The sequence below is a fragment of the Streptosporangium sp. OZ121 genome (assembly GCF_051918885.1).
In the GTDB taxonomy this organism is placed as follows: domain Bacteria; phylum Actinomycetota; class Actinomycetes; order Streptosporangiales; family Streptosporangiaceae; genus Streptosporangium.
Map to the genome: position 1 here is coordinate 47,751 of NZ_JBPXMC010000026.1, position 17,526 is coordinate 65,276.

The 17,526-nt window shown below is 70.7% G+C and carries 13 protein-coding genes and 1 pseudogene; 9 read left to right on the forward strand and 5 right to left on the reverse strand.

Translation table 11 applies throughout. The features are described 5' to 3' along the window. Positions 1-122 precede the first annotated feature (122 nt). From ACTOQ1_RS33190 to ACTOQ1_RS33200, 3 genes are all read left to right on the forward strand, one after another. A complete protein-coding gene (locus ACTOQ1_RS33190) occupies positions 123-923 on the forward strand; it encodes a cellulose binding domain-containing protein (RefSeq protein WP_440071919.1) in 801 nt (266 codons plus the stop codon). 172 nt (positions 924-1,095) lie between these two features. Continuing rightward, a complete protein-coding gene (locus tag ACTOQ1_RS33195; protein ID WP_440071920.1) occupies positions 1,096-1,680 on the forward strand; it encodes a TetR/AcrR family transcriptional regulator in 585 nt (194 codons plus the stop codon). Further along, on the forward strand, positions 1,677-3,098 hold the full coding sequence (locus tag ACTOQ1_RS33200) for an MFS transporter (RefSeq protein WP_440071922.1): 1,422 nt from the start codon (positions 1,677-1,679) through the stop codon (positions 3,096-3,098). The genes ACTOQ1_RS33195 and ACTOQ1_RS33200 overlap by 4 nt, the downstream gene beginning before the upstream one ends. Positions 3,099-3,400: 302 nt before the next feature. Here ACTOQ1_RS33200 and ACTOQ1_RS33205 read toward each other — a convergent pair whose 3' ends face one another. Next, on the reverse strand, positions 3,401-3,748 hold the full coding sequence (locus ACTOQ1_RS33205) for a hypothetical protein (protein ID WP_440071923.1): 348 nt from the start codon (positions 3,746-3,748) through the stop codon (positions 3,401-3,403). Between the two features lie 329 nt (positions 3,749-4,077). On the opposite strand from ACTOQ1_RS33205, the gene ACTOQ1_RS33210 reads away from it, so the two are divergent. Beyond that, positions 4,078-4,581 (forward strand): hypothetical protein, encoded by a 504-nt coding sequence (locus ACTOQ1_RS33210; protein ID WP_440071924.1) that lies wholly within the window; start codon positions 4,078-4,080, stop codon positions 4,579-4,581. Positions 4,582-4,994: 413 nt separating this feature from the next. Here the strand turns inward: ACTOQ1_RS33210 and ACTOQ1_RS33215 are convergent, their stop codons facing one another. After that, positions 4,995-6,644 carry a hypothetical protein gene (locus ACTOQ1_RS33215; protein WP_440071926.1) on the reverse strand — a complete coding sequence of 550 codons (1,650 nt, stop codon included), beginning with the start codon at positions 6,642-6,644 and terminating at the stop codon, positions 4,995-4,997. 400 nt (positions 6,645-7,044) lie between these two features. Here ACTOQ1_RS33215 and ACTOQ1_RS33220 point away from each other — a divergent pair, with 400 nt between their 5' ends. Further along, complete coding sequence (locus tag ACTOQ1_RS33220; protein WP_440071927.1) at positions 7,045-7,656, forward strand: DUF6461 domain-containing protein; 612 nt, start codon at positions 7,045-7,047, stop codon at positions 7,654-7,656. Positions 7,657-7,934: 278 nt separating this feature from the next. On the opposite strand, the gene ACTOQ1_RS33225 is transcribed toward ACTOQ1_RS33220, so the two are convergent. Beyond that, positions 7,935-8,534 (reverse strand): TetR/AcrR family transcriptional regulator, encoded by a 600-nt coding sequence (locus tag ACTOQ1_RS33225; RefSeq protein ID WP_440071928.1) that lies wholly within the window; start codon positions 8,532-8,534, stop codon positions 7,935-7,937. A 108-nt stretch (positions 8,535-8,642) separates the two neighbouring features. On the opposite strand from ACTOQ1_RS33225, the gene ACTOQ1_RS33230 reads away from it, so the two are divergent. After that, positions 8,643-9,410 carry an SDR family NAD(P)-dependent oxidoreductase gene (locus ACTOQ1_RS33230; RefSeq protein WP_440071929.1) on the forward strand — a complete coding sequence of 256 codons (768 nt, stop codon included), beginning with the start codon at positions 8,643-8,645 and terminating at the stop codon, positions 9,408-9,410. 16 nt (positions 9,411-9,426) lie between these two features. On the opposite strand, the gene ACTOQ1_RS33235 is transcribed toward ACTOQ1_RS33230, so the two are convergent. Further along, the gene (locus tag ACTOQ1_RS33235) at positions 9,427-9,588 is read right to left on the reverse strand and encodes a hypothetical protein (protein ID WP_440071930.1); all 162 of its coding nucleotides are present in this window, start codon (positions 9,586-9,588) and stop codon (positions 9,427-9,429) included. A gap of 141 nt (positions 9,589-9,729) precedes the next feature. Between ACTOQ1_RS33235 and ACTOQ1_RS33240 the strand changes: the two are divergent. The 3 genes and pseudogenes from ACTOQ1_RS33240 to ACTOQ1_RS33250 all read left to right on the forward strand — a co-directional run. Then, positions 9,730-11,793, forward strand: a pseudogene (locus ACTOQ1_RS33240) (molybdopterin oxidoreductase family protein); the annotation flags it as partial. A 365-nt stretch (positions 11,794-12,158) separates the two neighbouring features. After that, the gene (nirB, locus tag ACTOQ1_RS33245) at positions 12,159-14,711 is read left to right on the forward strand and encodes a nitrite reductase large subunit NirB (protein WP_440071931.1); all 2,553 of its coding nucleotides are present in this window, start codon (positions 12,159-12,161) and stop codon (positions 14,709-14,711) included. Beyond that, complete coding sequence (locus ACTOQ1_RS33250) at positions 14,711-15,028, forward strand: Rieske (2Fe-2S) protein (protein ID WP_440071932.1); 318 nt, start codon at positions 14,711-14,713, stop codon at positions 15,026-15,028. The genes nirB and ACTOQ1_RS33250 overlap by 1 nt, the downstream gene beginning before the upstream one ends. A gap of 251 nt (positions 15,029-15,279) precedes the next feature. On the opposite strand, the gene ACTOQ1_RS33255 is transcribed toward ACTOQ1_RS33250, so the two are convergent. Further along, positions 15,280-16,746: a hypothetical protein gene (locus tag ACTOQ1_RS33255; protein ID WP_440071933.1), complete on the reverse strand. Its 1,467-nt coding sequence runs from the start codon at positions 16,744-16,746 to the stop codon at positions 15,280-15,282. Positions 16,747-17,526 lie beyond the last annotated feature (780 nt).

Here is a 17,526-nt window from a genome sequence, read left to right on the forward strand (position 1 = left end):
GAGGCGATGACCGTACGGGCGACGACGGTGTCTGTACATCCTCCGAGAACCGTCCGAACCTGAAACCGCCGACGCGGACGGGCGGCGGCCAACGGGGTGCCTCAACGGGAGGTCGGTCATTCGTGAGACTCGGTAAGGGCTCGTCAAGGAACAGGGTTCTGACGTCGGCCGCGGCCACCGCGCTGCTCGCGGCCGGGGCCGTCATAGGCGGCACGGCAACCTCCGCCGACGCGGCGGTCGGTTGCGCTGTGACCTATACCTCGCACACCTGGGGCACCTCGTCGGGCGGCTTCACCGCCTTCATCGACATCACCAACACCGGAGACCCGCTCTCGGGCTGGGCACTGACCTTCACGTTCCCGAGCACCCAGCGGATCACCGGTGGCTTCAGCGCGCAGTGGAGCCAGAGCGGCCAGCGGGTCACCGCCAGAAACCCCGCCTGGGGCGGATCGATCGGCTCCGGAGGGACCTTCGGCATCGGCTTCAACGGAACCTGGACCGGCAGCAACCCGCCGCCGACGGACTTCGCCCTCAACGGCGTGCCGTGCACGGTCAAGCTGGTGCCGAGTCCCACCCCTTCACCCAGCCCCTCGCCCTCACCCCCGCGGCTGCGGATCCTCATCTCCCCCTCCAACCTCACGGTGCCCGAGGGCGGCACGGCGAGCGTCCAGGTACGGCTCAGCCAGCAGCCCCCGGGCAACGTCATCGTGGGCACCGCGCGGGTCTACGGTGACACGGACCTGTCCGCCGGACCGCCGCTGACCTTCACCCCGGACAACTGGGACGTCCCTCAGCCTCTCACCGTGACGGCGGCCGAGGACGACGACGCGGTGAACGGCTCGGCGACGTTCGACTCCCGCAGCAGCCAGATCACCGGCAGCAGCGCCTTCCTGTGGAACGCCGTCGAGCAGGACGACGACTAGCGCACCCGCCGCCCGCAGCGCCGCACCGCCCTGCCGCCGCGGACCGAGCCGACCGTGACCAGGCGTGCCGCCGAGGTGTCGAGACAGGCGGTGCCCCCAGAAGCGGTCATGGGGGCATCCCGTCGGTCTTCGCGCATAGACACTGTCTACTCAACGCTGGTAGACAGTGTCCATGCGCGAGGAGGACGCCGGGCTGCGTACCCGCCTGATAGAGGTCGGCGTGGATCTGGTGACCCGCGAGGGGACGCAGGCGCTGTCACTGCGTGAGATCGCCCGCCGGGCCGGAGTCTCGCACGGCGCACCGCGCCGCTATTTCCCCACCCACCTGGAACTGCTCTCCGCCATCGCGCGGGAGGGCTTCGCGGCCCTGGGCGCCGAAATCGCCCGGGCGCTGGGCGACGGCCGGGCGGATCCGCGCGCGCAGCTGACGACGCTGGGCCGGGCATATCTCGGCTTCGCGCTGGCCAACCGCGGCATGTACGAGCTGATGTTCCGCCACGACCTGCTCGAGAGCAACCATCTGGGCCTGCGGGAGGCCAGCCTGCCGCTGTTCCACGTCGTGGTGGATCTGCTGACCCGGGCAGGCCTGCGGCCGGGCGTGGACCCTCGGATCGCCGCGGGCGTGCTGTGGGCGAACGCGCACGGCATCGCCCAGCTGTGGGCCTGGGGCAGCCTGCAGCCGACCACCGGATCGACCGAGCTCGAACCGCTGCTGCGGGCCGCGCTGGAGGCGCACCTCGGGCCGGAACCGCGGTGAGGCCGGGACGCCACCGCCACCTCACGCTGGCCGGCAGCGTCACGGGGGCGGCCGTCGTCGCTCTCGACGGAACCGTGCTCACCATCGCCCAGCCCGCCATGCAACGGGACCTGCACGCCTCGTTCGCGCAGGTCCAGTGGACCAGCACGGGCTATCTCATCGCCGTGGCCGCCCTGCTCGTCCTCGCGGGCAGGCTCGGCGACCGCTACGGTCACCGGGAGGTCTTCGCCGCCGGGACCCTGGGCTTCGCCGCCACCTCGGCGGCGATCGCGCTGGCGCCCGGCATCGGCTGGGTCATCGGCCTGCGCGTCGCCCAAGGACTTTTCGGCGCGCTGCTGCAACCGGCCACCCTCGGGATGCTCCGCGCCGCGTTCCCGCCCGACCGGCTCCCGATGGCCATCGCGGTACGCAACAGCGCCATCGGCCTGGCGGCCGCCGCCGGCCCGCTCCTCGGCGGCGCGCTGACCGCCCACTTCGGCTGGCGTTCGGTGTTCCTGCTGAACATCGCCCCCGCGCTCGCGATCGGCGTGGCAGCTCTGGCCGTCCGCGTGCCGGCACCGCGCGACCCCGGTACCGGGGTCGGGGCAGGCCGGCTCGGACTGACCGGCGCCTGCCTGCTGGCCGCGGCCCTGGCGTGCCTGGTCCACACGCTGGTGGAGGCACCGCGCACGGGATGGACCGCGGGTACCGCGCTCAGCCTGACCGCAGCCGTCGCGGCGGGCGGCGCGTTCGCCCGGCACCAGCGGATCGCCGCCCACCCGCTGATACCCCGGCACGTGCTCGCGTCGGGGACGCTGACCGCGGCGCTGGCCGTCCTGCTGACAGCCGCCGCGGCGATGTTCGGGGCACTGTTCGTCGGCAGCTACTTCCTGCAGGAGGTCCTGGCGCTGGACCCGCTGCAGACCGGACTGCGCATGCTGCCGCCGGCGGTGATGATGGTGGTCGGCGCGCCGGTCGCCGCCGTGCTCCTGCGCCGGCAGGGTCCCCGCCGGACGGCCCTGGCGGCGATGGCCCTGGTCAGCTTGGGAATGCTGCTGTTGGCCGGCGCGGACCGGCCGGCGGCCTCGCCGGTGATGACAGGGGCGTTCCTCATGCTGGGCGCCGGCTTCAGCACGGTGATGGTCACGGCGACGGCCGTCGTCGTGCAGCGGGCGTCCGCCGATGACGCGGGGGTGTCCGGCGGACTGAAGCAGACCGTCATGAACATCGGCCCGGCGCTGGGCATCGCCCTGGCCACCACGTCGATCACGCTCATCGTGCCCGGCCTGGCCGCCGGACAAGCCGGCGGCGGGGGACCGCGGTGGACGGCCGCGGCCTTCGGCGGCGCGATGGGGCCCACGCTGCTGCTTCTCGCCGCCGTCGCCGCGCTCGGCGTCCCGGCGGCGGCCAGGCTGCCCCCTCACGCCGCCCGCCGGTAGCGGCGGCGGGCTGCCACGTCACCTGCAACGGCCTCCTCCCGAACGTGTCCCCGACCCCGAAGTAAGCCGCCCTGACGTCGAGGGAGCCCGATCCTGTTTCCTGTGGGCGGGCCGACTACGACGAGTTCCGGTTCCCGCTCGCGGAGGCGGCGGTCCTGGGAGCGCGGCTGCTGCGGCTCGTCCCCGAGCTGCCACGCGGTCGCTCGTCGTGCAGCGGCCGCCGGCCGGGTACGGGGGTGTTTCTGTGGCACCCCGTACGGGCTCGTGCCGCCGCCCTAACGGGTCTCGGTACGCGACACGGTTTACGACAGCGGCGACGTGGGCAGCGGGACCACGCAATCGCCCGACGCGGTCGCCTCATAGATCCACGCCGAACCGTCGGGCGCGGTGTAGAGGTGCCTGGTGGTGACGGACACGCCCGAGCAGACCTCGCCCGCCGCGCCGGCCTGCTGGTTCAGCGCGGCGCGGGCGTTGGCTTCGGCGGCCCTCTTTCCCGCATCCGGGCTGGGGCCCCAGCCCGAGGAGGTGGCCGAGCGATAGGTGGCGGCGAGGGCGGTGGGGGCGAACAGCACCGCGCCGGCGGTCAGCGTCAGGGCGATGACGAGGACAAGGCGCAGAACCCGGGCAGGATGACGAACGCTGAGTGCCATGGTGTCCCTCTCGCGGGAGGCCGGAGGTTCGGGATTGTCACCATAGGACCGGGCAGGCCGGACCGACCAGCGCCGGGGGCGCGGGCAGGCATCCGCGCACGTCGAGGCTGAAATTTTCACGCAAGCCCGAGAGACAAGCGGCGAGCCGGCCTCTCGCGGGTACGGCCGGAATGCGGCGGAAACGGGCCGCGCGGGAAGCGATCGGTCGGTGGGTAGTTGGGCCGGTACCGGGCGCGCATTTCGGCGCAGACCGGAGGGGGACGAGGCGCTTTCCTTGGGTCATCGGCCCGACGGGGGCCGGGATCACCGAATCGAAGGACTGAATGAAAATGCGTTCTCACATCGCAGCCCTCGCCCTCACCGTCGCCGGTTTAGCCGGCATGGTGTCGCTGTCCGCTCCCGCCCAGGCGGCCGCGCCGATCACCGTGACCGTGAGCCTCGGCGGCCTGTCGGTCACCGGCACGACCGGATCCGACCTGATCACCCTGGCCGAGGGCACCGGCGGCGCCATCAAGGTGACCGGGGCGGGCGTCACCTCCGGCGACAACGACTGCCAGCCGATCTCCGGCGGAGTCAGCTGCAGGAACGCCGGCACGATCATGGTCAACATGCGCCAGGGCGACGACATCGTCAACAACGACACCGTCAACCGGTTCACCGAGATCTTCGGCTCGGCCGGCAACGACACCCTCTGGGGCGGCAGCGGCCGCGACGTCCTCGTCGGCGGCACCGGCGACGACTTCCTGCACGGCCGTGGCGGCAACGACACGACCGACGGCGGCGCCAACATCGACACCTGCACCGGCGAGACAGAGGAGAACTGCGAGCTCTGAGCGACCGGCCTCACGGGAGAGGGCCGGTGGCGGGCCGGGCGTCCGACGGGACGCCCGGCCTTTTCGGGAACGCATGTTCCGTCCTTTTCGGCCCAGGCCGGCTGAGCTGCGCGAACGCCTGGCTTGGGCCTGATGGTGCGAGTCTTGCCGACACCCCGTATCGGGTCGGACCGGGGAAACCCGCCGGGAGTGATCACGGCAGGGCGCCCGGTCCGGGCCAACCCAGCACTCCACCCGAGGAGAAAGCGAAGTCGGGGTGTCGAAGAGTCGTGTCACCAGGTGGGGGTTCCGGTGGTAACGAAGAAATTTCCGACGAAGCACCGTCTGACCCGCGCTGGCGAAGGTGTCGTGGAAGCCGGGGTTTTAGCTGTGGACGACCGTGCCCGGCCCGATGGCCGGGCACGGCCGTCAGGTCACTCGACCATGATCTGGTAGGTGGCCTTGGCCGGGCCGGCCGTGGCCTCCCCTGACCACAACGCGAGGTAGCTGTACCTGCCGGCGATGGCGGGCGTGTCGGCGAACGTGTACGTGCCGTCGGCGTTCACGCTCACCGGCGGCAGCATGACGCTTCCATCACTGACGTTGTCGACGTACACGCTGCGCTGCACGGTGAGCGTGGCCCCCGGCGAGGGCGGCTTGCCACCCGCCGTCAGCACGCCGGTCAGCTCCATGGCCGTGCCGACGACGCCTGACCGCGGCCCGTCCATGGTGAGGGCGGACCTGTGCCTGACCGTCACGGTGACGGAGGCGCTGCTTCGGCGGTAGTGGTCGTCGCCGTCCCAGAACACCAGGTAGGTCACCTCACCGACGTCCGGCGGCGTGTCCTCGAAGGTGAACGTGCCGTTCTTCTGCGTCGTCACGCCGGCGATCGGCTCTTTCGGCCCGTCGACCGGGCGCCGGATCACCGCGAGCGGCTTGAGCCCGAGCGCCTTGCCGTCGGTGCGGGTGAGCCGCCCCTCGACGGTGACCGGCGAGCCGGCATACGCGCGCGCCGGGGCCGTCACCGTCAGATCGGATGCCGGCAGCGCGACGCCCGTCACCCGCCACAGCAGCAGCCGGCTCGCGGAGCTCCGCAGCAGCACGAAGACGTCCGGGCCGGAGAACGCGACGCCGTCCGGGAGCAGTTCGGCGTCCGGCTGGTCGGCCGCGAACATCGCCGCGCCGGTCTCGGCGTCGTAGAGCGTGAGGTCGGTGCTGCCCCACTGGCGTCCCGCGGCGACGTAGGCGCCGCCCGAGCCGAGCGCCACGGCCGACGGATACCCGTCCCAGCCGTCGCCGTAGGTGCCGGTCGCCGCCAGGGTCGTGGTGTCGTACCTGCTGAAGTGCCCGGGGGTGTCGGCCGCGGCGAACAGGGTGGTGCCGTCGGAGGTCAGGGCGAGGTCGCGCAGGTAGTCCATGCGCCACTTCCCGCCGTCGATCGTGCCGCGCGGCTCCGGGGTGCCGCCGCCGACGTCGTAGACCAGCATGTCGGCGTGGTGCAGGCCGGTCCGGCCGACCACGAGCGTGTCGCCGGCGGCCGCGAGCACGGGAGCGCTCAGGTGCTCGCCCCCGACCGCCACCGGCGCCGGTGCGGCCGCGACCAGATCCAGGCCGACGACGCCGCCATGGCCGTCGTCGCACCCGTGCCCCACCCACAGCCGCTCGCCCAGCAACGCCAGGGTGTGCGGACACGGGTGGGCCGACAGGTCGATCCGCCGGGTGACGGCGAGGCTCGCGGTGTCGATCTCGGCCACCTCGTTCGAGCCGGTGAGCGCCGCGTACAGGCGGGTTTCGTCCGCGTTCATGGCCAGCTCGCGGACGCCGGACAGGCCGGTGACGACGCCGCCGGTGAGGTTTCCGCCGGTGTCGGCCACGATGATCCGGTCGTCGGCGGCGACGAACACCCGGCCGCCCCCGACGGCCAGGTCGGCGGCGTAGGAGCCGAAGGTCACCCCGAGGTCGGTCGTGGTGTCGGCCGCCGAGGCGGCGGGGGGCGCGACGGTGAGCAGGCCGGTGAGCAGGCTGGTGAGCAGGCCGGCGACGCCGCAGTGAGCGGCTAATCGGCGAACCAGCGGATGACGCACGAGGACCTCCCGCATAGATGGGAACACACGTTCTAATAACGTCTTATGGGTACTCCCACGTCAAGATCGGCCGACCGCACGACACCAAACCGTGATCAAGCACACCCCGCCCCGGTCGAGAGATCGCGCTCTCGGGGGCCTCACCTCGCGGACGTTCAAGGTCGGTGACGTCCGGCCGGGGGAGGACCCGCCCGCGCCACCCGCGGTCGCGGCGCAGGACTCGAACACGAGCGGATCCCACAACCAGGCAGCCGGTCGTGACCTGGGGGCCTTCTGCGCCCGCTGTCGCGTGTTCACCAGCGGAACCTGCGAAGGAGGAGTGCAGAACAACCCCTCCAACGCCTTCTACGTCAGAATCAGGCCCGGTACCCCGTAACCCACCCTCCTTCGAGAGGCGGCCATGCAGTCACCGACCTACCTGCACGACCTTCTGGTCTCGACCCTCTTCACCGAAGGGCTCGATGCTGATCCGGACCTGTGGCAGCTGGGATTCAGCGCCATCTGGATCAAGGGCGCGGACCTCGACTCTCTCGCCCGTGACTTTTCCCTGGACCTGGCTACCCATACTCCGTGCCATCTGAGTGAGATCCTCGACTACCACGGCGACGACGAATCCAGTTGGGTGGCCGAGGTCGAAGACTGGGTCGCCATCGTACCGGCGCATGGCCACAGCGAGTTCCTGCGATCCATCACCGAAGGCGGCCGACAGGCCCTCGGCCTCCGCCTGGACATCAACGGCAACGCTTACTTCGACTACGCCCGCGACGGGCACATGATCGTCTCCTTCGACCCGACTCGGCCACAGGAGCGATCCGGCGACGACCCGCACGCGCTCGATCACCTGACGGACGGGCTGCGCTTCCAGACCGGCGACGACGACGTCCTCGACGATCCCGTGGAGGCGCCGGAGAGCGTCAGCTCGGCCCTGGCGCTGATCGGACGCTTCACGGAGACCGACATCGCCACCGACTGGTTCCTGGCGCAGCACTCGCGCATCCGACCCACCTCCTGACCGCTCGCGCTCAAGCCCGGAGCGCACCGCCGGCCAAGCCAGACGGATGACGCTCACCCGAGCCGGCCCCACCCGGCGGCCCCAATATCACCGGCGCGGCTGCGGCCGGGCTGATCTGGATGTCGGCTTTCTTCGGCATCGCTTGATACGTCGGAGGTGAGGCGGCGCGGGTGAATCAAGCACAGGATCGCCTCGGTCGACGTAGTCCCCGCGCGGATCGTGGTCGTGCCTCGAGGTCCGCGACTCCGCAACGTACCGGTTCGGCGATTGGGTGCCGGTCAGGGCACTGGCCAGGCGGCCATGGCCAGATCCGCGGTGTCGGTGAGTTCCGCCGCCGTGGCGCCGTCCCGTGCACGCTGGGACATGCCGTGCATGACGGCGGTGAAGTACGCGGCCAGCTTCCGGGGGTCGGCTGTCGCCGGTATCTCGCCCTCTTGCTGGGCGGTCGTCAAGCGCTTCTCGAAGGTACCGACGTTGGCGTTGCGCAGGTCACGCATGTAAACGGCGACATCGACGTCGGCCGCGGCCGCGCTGCAAAGCAGGTTTCCGGCCGGTGTCTCGGGGTCGGTGTACATCGCCGCCGCATCGAGCAGGATGCGGCGGAAAGCATCGAAGGCCGTGGGCTCCCTCGCCATGGCGGCCCAGATGAACTCTCCGGCCGGGGAGCGGCCGTACGCCTCGATGACTTCGTTGAACAGAGACCTCTTGTCCCCGAACGCCGCGTAGAGGCTGCCGGGCCGGATGTTCATCTCCCGGGTCAGGTCGTTGATCGAGGTCGCCTCGTACCCGTTCTCCCAGAACAGGCGCGTGGCGGCAGCCAGCGCCGCCGCCCGGTCGAAGGTCGGCGGCCGGCCTCGCCGCGCTTCTGGTGTGTCCATGCCCCCATTCTAGAGCGATCGCTCAAGAGCGGCCCGGCGACTTTTTGGTCGATCGCTCAAGAAGGGTGTACCCTCTCTCTTGAGCGATCGTTCAAAAAAGGAGCAGTCATGTCAGGAACACTGCAGGACAAAGTCGCCCTCGTCACCGGCGGCAGTCATGGCATCGGCAGGGCGACCGTCGAACGGTTCGCCCGCGACGGGGCAATCGTCGGGGTCGGCTACGGCCACGACGAGCCGGCGGCCCGCGACACGGTAGAGCGCATCCGCAAGGACGGCGGGCGCGCCTTCGCCGTGCACGCGGAGCTGGGCACTCACGGTGACGCGGCTCGCTTCTGGAACGCCTTCGATGAGGCGGGAAAGGAGTACGTGCCCGACGGGAAGCTCGACATCCTCGTCCACAACGCCGCCAAGGGCAGCTTCGCCCGGCTGGCCGACCTCTCCGAGGAGGAGTTCGACCAGGTGATCGCGGTGAATGTGAAGGCGCCGTTCTTCATCACGAAGCTCGCGTTGCCGCGACTGCGCGACGGCGGCCGGATCATCAACATCTCCAGCCTCGCGGCCACCGTCGCCAGCCCGGAACTACTTGCCTACGGCGTCAGCAAAGCGGCGCTGAACACGTTCACCCTTGATCTGGCGTTGGACCTCGGCCCGCGCGGGATCACCGTCAACTCGGTATCACCCGGCATCGTCATGACCAGGAACAGCCAATACCTGCGGGACAACGAGGAACTCGCGGCGCAACAGGTGGCCCGCGTCGCCCTCGGCCGACTCGGCGAGCCGGAGGACGTGGCAAGCATCATCGCCTTCCTCGCCTCCGACGAGGGGCGCTGGGTGACCGGCCAGGTCATCGACGCTTCGGGCGGCACCGCGCTCTGAGCACGGCCGCCCGAGGTCAATCGGCGCCGGTGTCGCCCTCGGCATCCTCGCGCAGCAGAAGCTGCCGGAGCTGCTGGCCTACCGCAGTCGCCTGGCGGCGCCGCTGATCCCGGCCAAGGTGATCGAACCCGCTGTGGTGGACGGTCCGTTCCCGCCGGTGCCCGAAGGTGAGAGCCATCTCATCGTCCGCCTCGTCGGCTTCGAGACCTGAACCCGCCGTCGCGACTCACATTCACTTGCACGACCGTGTAAATGTTGTCAACCTGGCCGACACTTCACAGGAGCCCCCGGGTAACAACGTGCTGCGAGCATGCGCGACATGCGGGCCACCGAGACGCACTGCCCCTACTGCGCTCTGCAGTGCGGGATCGCGCTGACCACGGAGAACGGGTCGGTCCGCCTGGGCCCGACCGACTTCCCGGTCAATCGGGGCGGGCTGTGCGTGAAAGGCTGGACGGCCGCCGAACTGCTTCACCACCCCGACCGGCTGGTCACCCCGCTGGTCCGCGAGGTGCCCGGCGACCGTACGAGCCCCCTGCGGGAGGCCGGCTGGGACGAGGCGCTCACGCTGGTCGCCGACACGATCAGGGCCACACAGCGGCGGTACGGCCCTGACAGCGTCGGCGCCTTCGGCGGAGGCGGGCTGACCAACGAGAAGGCGTACACGCTCGGCAAGTTCGTCCGGGTGGCGCTGCGGTCGTCGGCGATCGACTACAACGGCCGGTTCTGCATGTCGTCGGCGGCCACCGCGGCCAACCGCGCGCTCGGGGTGGACCGGGGGCTGCCGTTCCCGGTGGCGGACATCGCCGAGGCCCGGACCGTGCTGCTGGCCGGCGCCAACCCGGCGGACGCGATGCCGCCGTCCATGCAGTACCTGCACGCGGGGCGGGCCGCCGGAGCCAAACACATCGTGGTGGACCCGCGCAGGACGGCCACCGCGGCCGACGCGTACCTGCACCTGCAACCGCTGCCCGGCACGGACCTGGCGCTGGCCAACGGCCTGCTGCACATAGCGATTCGCGAGGGCCTGATCGACGACGCCTACATCCGGGACCGGACCACCGGCTTCGAGGCCGTCCGCGCGGCGACCAATCCGTACTGGCCGGGCCGGGTGGAGCGGATGACGGGGGTGGCTGAGGCGAGCCTGCGCGAGACGGCCCGGCTGCTGGCCGGCGGCGGCCCGGCGATGATCCTCACCGCGCGCGGCGCCGAGCAGCACAGCAACGGCACGGACACGGCCCAGGCGTACCTGAATCTGGCCCTGGCCCTCGGCCTGGTCGGCAGGTTCTGCTCCGGGTACGGGACGATCACCGGGCAGGGCAACGGGCAGGGCGGCCGCGAGCACGGGCAGAAGGCGGACCAGCTGCCCGGCTACCGGCGGCTGGACGATCCGGCCGCACGGGCGCACGTCGCCGCCGTGTGGCGCGTCGACCCGGACGAACTGCCGCGGCCGGGCAGGTCCGCGTACGAGATGCTCGACCGTCTGGGCACCGACGGCGGAGTCCGGGTGCTGCTCGTGCTGGCCAGCAACATCGCCGTCTCGGCGCCGGACGCCAACCGGGTCGCCGACCGGCTGAACGCCCTCGACCTGCTGGTCGTCTCGGACATCTTCCTGTCCGAGACCGCGGCCATGGCCGACGTCGTGCTTCCGACCGCCCAGTGGGCCGAGGAGGAGGGCACGATGACCAACCTGGAGGGTCGCGTGCTGCGCCGCAGGCGGGCCCTGCCGCCGCCGCCCGGGGTGCGCACCGACCTGGAGACGCTGACCGACCTGGCCGGTTTGCTGGGCCGGGGACGGTACTTCAGCGCGGATCCGCGCACCGTCTTCGACGAGCTGCGGCGGGCCAGCGCGGGCGGGATCGCCGACTACGCGGGCATCAGCTACGAGCGGATCGAGGCGGAGCAGGGCGTGTTCTGGCCCTGCCCGGCCGACGACCATCCCGGTACGCCGCGGCTGTTCGCCGACCGTTTCCCCACGCCCGACGGCCGGGCCCGGTTCGTCCGCGTCGAGCACCGCGACCCGGACGAGCTGCCGGACCGCGACTACCCGTACGTGCTGACCACCGGCCGCAACATGCGGCAGTACCAGAGCGGCAACCAGACCAGGCGGGTGAGCGCCCTGGCCGACGCCCTGCCGGGACCACGCGCCGAGATGCACCCCGATCTGGCCCGCCGGCACGGTGTCGCGGACGGCGACATGGTGGAGTTGCGCAGCCGCCGCGGCCGGGCGGTGTTCCGGGCCAGGCTCGATCCCGGCATCCGGCCGGACACCGTCTTCGCCCCCTTCCACTGGGTCGGCGCCAACCTGCTCACCAACCCGGCCCTGGACCCGCACTCCAAGATGCCCGCGTTCAAGGCGTGCGCGGTCGCGATCGCCTCCATCGACGAAGGGACCAGACCAGTGCACTCCACACCCCGCTTCCTGCAAGGCGTGTTCACCTTCGAGGGCAAGGGACTCGACCAGCCGGTGCCGGTCGACGGCGCGCTCAGCTACGTCGTCCCGGCCGGGACCGTCGCCCAGGCGGTCTACTTCCGCGGCGGCAACTCCAGCGACGAGCTGATCTGTGTGGTGCTGATGCGCGACGGCAAGCCGATGCGCTGGTTCCCGATCGGCGCGAAGTCCGACGTGCACATCCCGCTGCGCGTCGTCGAGGACCTCGATTCCGGCACGGCCGTGGAGCTCTACCTCTCCGCTCCGCCGGGGGTCGCCGGGATGGTCGTGGCCGATCTGGGCCTGATGGAGGTCTGATGAGGCGGCGACTCGTGGTCATCGGCAACGGGATGGCCGGCGCCCGCACCGTCGAGGAGATCCTGGCCCGCGGTGGCGGCGATCAGTTCACCATCATGATGTTCGGCGACGAACCGTACGGCAACTACAACCGGATCATGCTGTCCAACGTCCTCGCCGGCGTCGAGGAGGAGTCCGGGATCTTCCTCAACGACCTGGCGTGGTACGCGGCCAACGGCATCACTCTGCACTCCGGCCGCCGGATCGCCCGCATCGACAAGTACGCGAAGCGGGTGTACGCCGACGACGGCACCGTCACGCCGTACGACAAGCTGATCATCGCCACCGGCAGCCGCGCGCACGTCCCGCCGATCCCCGGGATCAGCCGGCCCGGCCGCGGCTTCCACCAGGGCGTCTTCGCGTTCCGCACGCTCGACGACACCCGCGCCATGATGCGGTACACCCGCGAGCACGAACGCGCCGTGGTGATCGGCGGCGGCCTGCTCGGACTGGAGGCCGCGCGCGGCCTGCAGAACCACGTCAGCCACGTGACGCTGGTGCACGCCGCCGGGCATCTGATGAACGCGCAGCTCGACCCGCAGGCCGGCGAGATCCTGCGGCGCGGCGTCGAACGGCTCGGCATCGAGGTGGTCACCGGCGCGCGCACCACCGAGATCCTCGGCAAGCACACGGTCACCGGCATCAAGCTCGCCGACGGCCGGCACATCCCGTGCGACGTGGTGGTGGTCGCCGCCGGCATCCGGGCCAACGTCGAGGTCGCGGAGGTCAGCGGGCTGGAGGTCGAGCGCGGCGTCGTCGTCGACGACCAGATGCGCTGCCTGGACGAGCCGGACATCTACGCCGTCGGCGAGTGCGTGCAGCACCGCGGCCAGACGTACGGGCTGGTCGCGCCACTGTGGGACCAGGCCAGAGTGCTGGCCGACCACATCACGGGACGGAACCCGCTGGCCGCCTATCACGGCTCGCGGGTCGCGACGAAGCTCAAGGTGGCCGGTATCGACGTCGCGGCGATGGGCCTGAAGCAGCCGGAGCAGGAGGACGACGAGACGCTGGTCTTCAGTGAGCGGAAGAAGGGCGTCTACAAGAGCGTCATCATCCGGGACGGCCGGCTGGTCGGCGCCACCCTGATCGGTGACGTCAGGAAGGTCGCGTTCTTGATGCAGGCGTTCGACCGCGGGCTGCCGCTGCCGGAGGAACGGCTGGAGCTGATGTTCGACCTCGGCGCGCCGCCCGCCGAGGTGAGCGCCGCCGAGCTGGCCGACGACGCCCAGGTCTGCAACTGCAACGGCGTCTCCAAAGGCATGATCACGGCCTGCGTGGCCGACGGCGTCAAGACGGTCACCGGGGTGGTGGACCAGACCAGGGCCGGCAAGGGCTGCGGCACCTGCAAGGGCCTGGTCACGCAGATCGTCGAGTGGGCCGCCGGAGGAGCGATCGAGGAGGACCCCGCGGCCTCCTGGTACGTCCCCGGCGTGCCGATGCCCAAGCCGGAGCTGATGAGGGTCATCCGCGAGCGCGGGCTGAAGTCGGTCTCGGCGGTGTTCGCCACGCTGGCGCCGGGCGGCGAGGAGGACGCCAGGAGCAAGATGGGCCTGGCGTCGCTGCTCAAGATGATGTGGGACGACGAGTACGTGGACGAGCGCGACGCCCGGTTCATCAACGACCGGGTGCACGCCAACATCCAGCGCGACGGGACGTTCTCCGTGGTGCCGCAGATGAAGGGTGGTGTCACCACTCCGGCCCAGCTGCGCAGGATCGCCGACGTCGCCGACAAGTACGGCGTGCCGATGGTGAAGCTGACCGGCGGCCAGCGCATCGACCTGCTCGGCGTCCCGAAGGAGAACCTGCCGGAGATCTGGGCCGACCTGGACATGCCGTCCGGGTACGCGTACGGCAAGAGCTTCCGCACGGTGAAGACCTGCGTGGGCTCAGAATTCTGCCGCTTCGGAGTGGGCGACTCGACCGCGCTCGGCATCGCCATCGAGGAGCGCTACCAGGGCGTCGAGGGGCCGGGCAAGATGAAGCTGGCCGTCACCGGCTGTCCGCGCAACTGCGCCGAGGCATACGTCAAGGACCTGGGCGTGGTGGCCATCGACGGCGGCAAGTGGGAGATCTACGTCGGCGGCGCGGCCGGGGCCCACGTGCGCAAGGGCGACCTGCTGGCCACCGTCGGCTCCGCCAACGAGGTGATCACGCTGACCGGGCGGTTCCTCCAGTACTACCGGGAGAACGCCAACTGGCTCGAACGCACGTACGCGTTCGTCCCGAGGGTCGGCATCGAGCGAATCCGCCGGATCGTCGTGGACGACTCCGACGGCATCGCCGCCGAGCTGGACGCCGCGATGGCGAGGGCCGTGGCGGCGTACCGGGATCCGTGGCGGGAACGGGCCGCGCCGGTCACACCCGGACAGTTCCGCCCATCGCTGCCGCTGATCGAGCAGCCGAGGGTGCCGGTGCGGGAGCCCGTACCGGTCGGCACTCCAGGGCCGGTGGTGCCGGCGGTCGGCTCGGCGGTGACCGGCCCATCGTCCTCGCCGGAACGGGAGGCGTGATGGCCGGCATGACGACCGGGCACCGGCTCGGGCCACTGGACGAGATCCCGGTCGGCGAGGGCCGGGCGTACGCCGTGGGGGACCTCGTGATCGCCGTCTTCCGGCTCCGCGACGGCGGTGTCCGCGCGGTGTCCGCCGTGTGCCCGCACGCCGGCGGCCCGCTCGCCGACGGGCTGATCGACCGGCGGCTCGTGGTCTGCCCGCTGCACCAGCACACCTTCGACCTCGGCACCGGGTGCTCCACCACCGGGCAGCCGCCACTCACGGTCTACCCGGTCCGCGTGGACGCCGACGACCAACTCGTACTGGAGATATGACCCGTGCCCGTATCGAGCCGCTACATCTGCCCGGCGGCCGAGACCTCCCTGCCGACGATGCGCTTGGCGCCGGACTCGCGGGAGCAGCGGGCGCAGTAATATCAACGGCCGTCGACCTCCACATCCCGTGCAGGGTGTCATGGAGCCGGTCGGTGGCCTCGTCACGCACCCGGGCGACCAGCCGGGCCAGCGTGATCACGCTCGGCCGCGACCAGGAGCACGCCAAGGTGAGCGTCGGCGCGGACGGCAGGTCAATGCGATGCGGGGTGTGCATCCTCGGTGCACCGCATCCCCCACGTCCGGACCACCTGCCGGGGCGCGCGATCGGGCCAGGCCGGCGGGGGGCTCAGGGTGGTCTCGGAGCAGTGGAGTCCGTGGTACGAGTATCGACCGTAGGTGGGACCGGCTCCCGGATCGATGTTGCGGGCGACGTACCAGAGGTAAAGGCCGTCCGCCCCCCAGCCGGGCGAGGAGTAGTTCAGCACCCTCAGCACGTCTTCCAGGTTCTCGTCGTACACGTAGAGGATGAAGTCCGCGCTGACGCCGTTCGTCCGGTAGTCCGGATTCTCGGCTCTGACCTCGTCCCACGCCTGGTGCATCGTCGTGTTCCGGATGTTCTTCATGATCACGAACCATTCCTCGATCCAGGGGCCGTAGGACCGGTATGTGCCGTCGGGCAGCTTGCGCAGCAGCCCGTATTTCAACGGCGCGTCCTCAAGGCACTCCTCGGGCTTGTCGTGTGTGATCACGCAGGCCAGTACGGTGCCGCGCCGCTGGCCGTACACGCTGTTCAATTGGGCGCGGAAGGACTTCCACTGCGCGGCGGTCTCGGCGATGGCGCCCTTGACCGCCCGCTCGAAGTTGTCGTTGATGCGCCCTCGCTCCGTCCGGGCGTGGCCGATGCCCGTGCCGGGCGGCAGGTCGATGTCGCCGTGGTCCTTGTTGATCGTGTCATGGGTGACGCGGTTGCGGCAGAGCAGGCCGAAGCAGTCGGTGGTGAGGTGCAGGGGGACGTCGGCCGGGGTGATCAGCGGCGCGGCCATGTCCAGCAGCTTCGACGGACCGTTCTTCCCGAGCCCGGGAGGGTTGTCGAGGCTGATGGGGCGTGAGGTGTCGGTCACGTCGGTGTAGTTGCTGTGTGCGTAGAAGTCCTGGGCGCCGTGCAGCAGCGCGCCGAAGTTTGTCAGGACCTCGCATTTTCTGGTTCTGATGAGGTCGCCGAAACAGCCGGTGATGCCCGGGTCGTCGAACTCCAGTGTTTCGTTCACGAGGTGCTCTGCGGCGCTGACGCCGTCGCGGAAGTGGCCTTTCAACTGGCTGATGCATGCGATGAACTGGGTGGAGGCGGCGTGCCTCGTCCGCGGGTAGGTGGGACCGCCGGGTGGGTATTCGAGATAGTCGGCGTTGTCGCAGTGCGCCTCGGGGTCGAAATTGTCGCCGGCGTCGGGCTCTCCGACCGCTCCCGCGTTGCTTTTGCCGCCCGCCAGCACACCGAGACTGCGCGGTGCGAAGCACTCTCCCTCAAGACTGGACTGGTCCGGTCTGCAGGCGAGGGCACGCCGCGTGATGCGTTCGTGTTCGGCTGTCTGCCCGAGGCCGTTGATGGTGCCGAAGGCTTGTGCCGGTGGCGCGGGGACCATCGTGAGGGCGGCCAGCAGTGACATCACCACCAGCGTGAGGACGAAGGACGGTGTGCGACGGACCGGTAAGGACGGCATCGGACTCCTTGTGGATCGGCTCGTGCGGCAGCGCCGCCCCAGTCTTGGGAGACCGGGGTGCGGCCACGGGAGAGGACGGGGCCGTGGCCAGGGGGCTGTTCGCCGGCGAGGTTCACGGACCGGGTGGGGATCGCGGCCATCCTGGCAGCTGCTCCCGGGCTGTTACATGAGTAAGAATTACTCAGTGACCGTATGAAGCCGTGTGAACACTGACCAGGTGACGGCGGCGCAGGCTGTGCTGTCGCCTGGGTGAGCAGGATCCTGACGTTTCCCCGCGGAGCGTGGACACCCGGTTTCATGCAGCCAGTGCGGTGACTCCAGCAAGCCGATCTTCATAGACGACCGGGGGAGGTTCCCGATCGCGGAGTGCCTGCGACGGTGGTTGGGGTGTCGGCCTCGGGGAACATCGGTACAGCGGTTAACGCCAAGCCGGTGATCAGGAGCGGCTGTCCACGCCCGAGCGCGACCACCGCCATGGGCTCGGCGAGGAGGTACGGCGCGGCCAAGACCTCGCCCGCCGCGACCCGGCCGCAGCCCAGCGGGTCCGCACCCGAAACGAACAGGCCCGCGAACGCACCGAAGCGCAACAGCGCCAGGCCGCCGCCCGGGCCGCCAGCCGGACACCTTCTCACCGGCCACCCACCCCCAAGGGCCCCAGCCGTGGGTTGGGCATGTGAGCGCAGGGGCGGACGTGGCGGAGCGTTCGGAGCCTGCTGCGGGCGCTTCGGTCAGGGCATGGTCGTCGCGGCCCAAGGAGGGCGCACGGGGGGACGCGCGGCG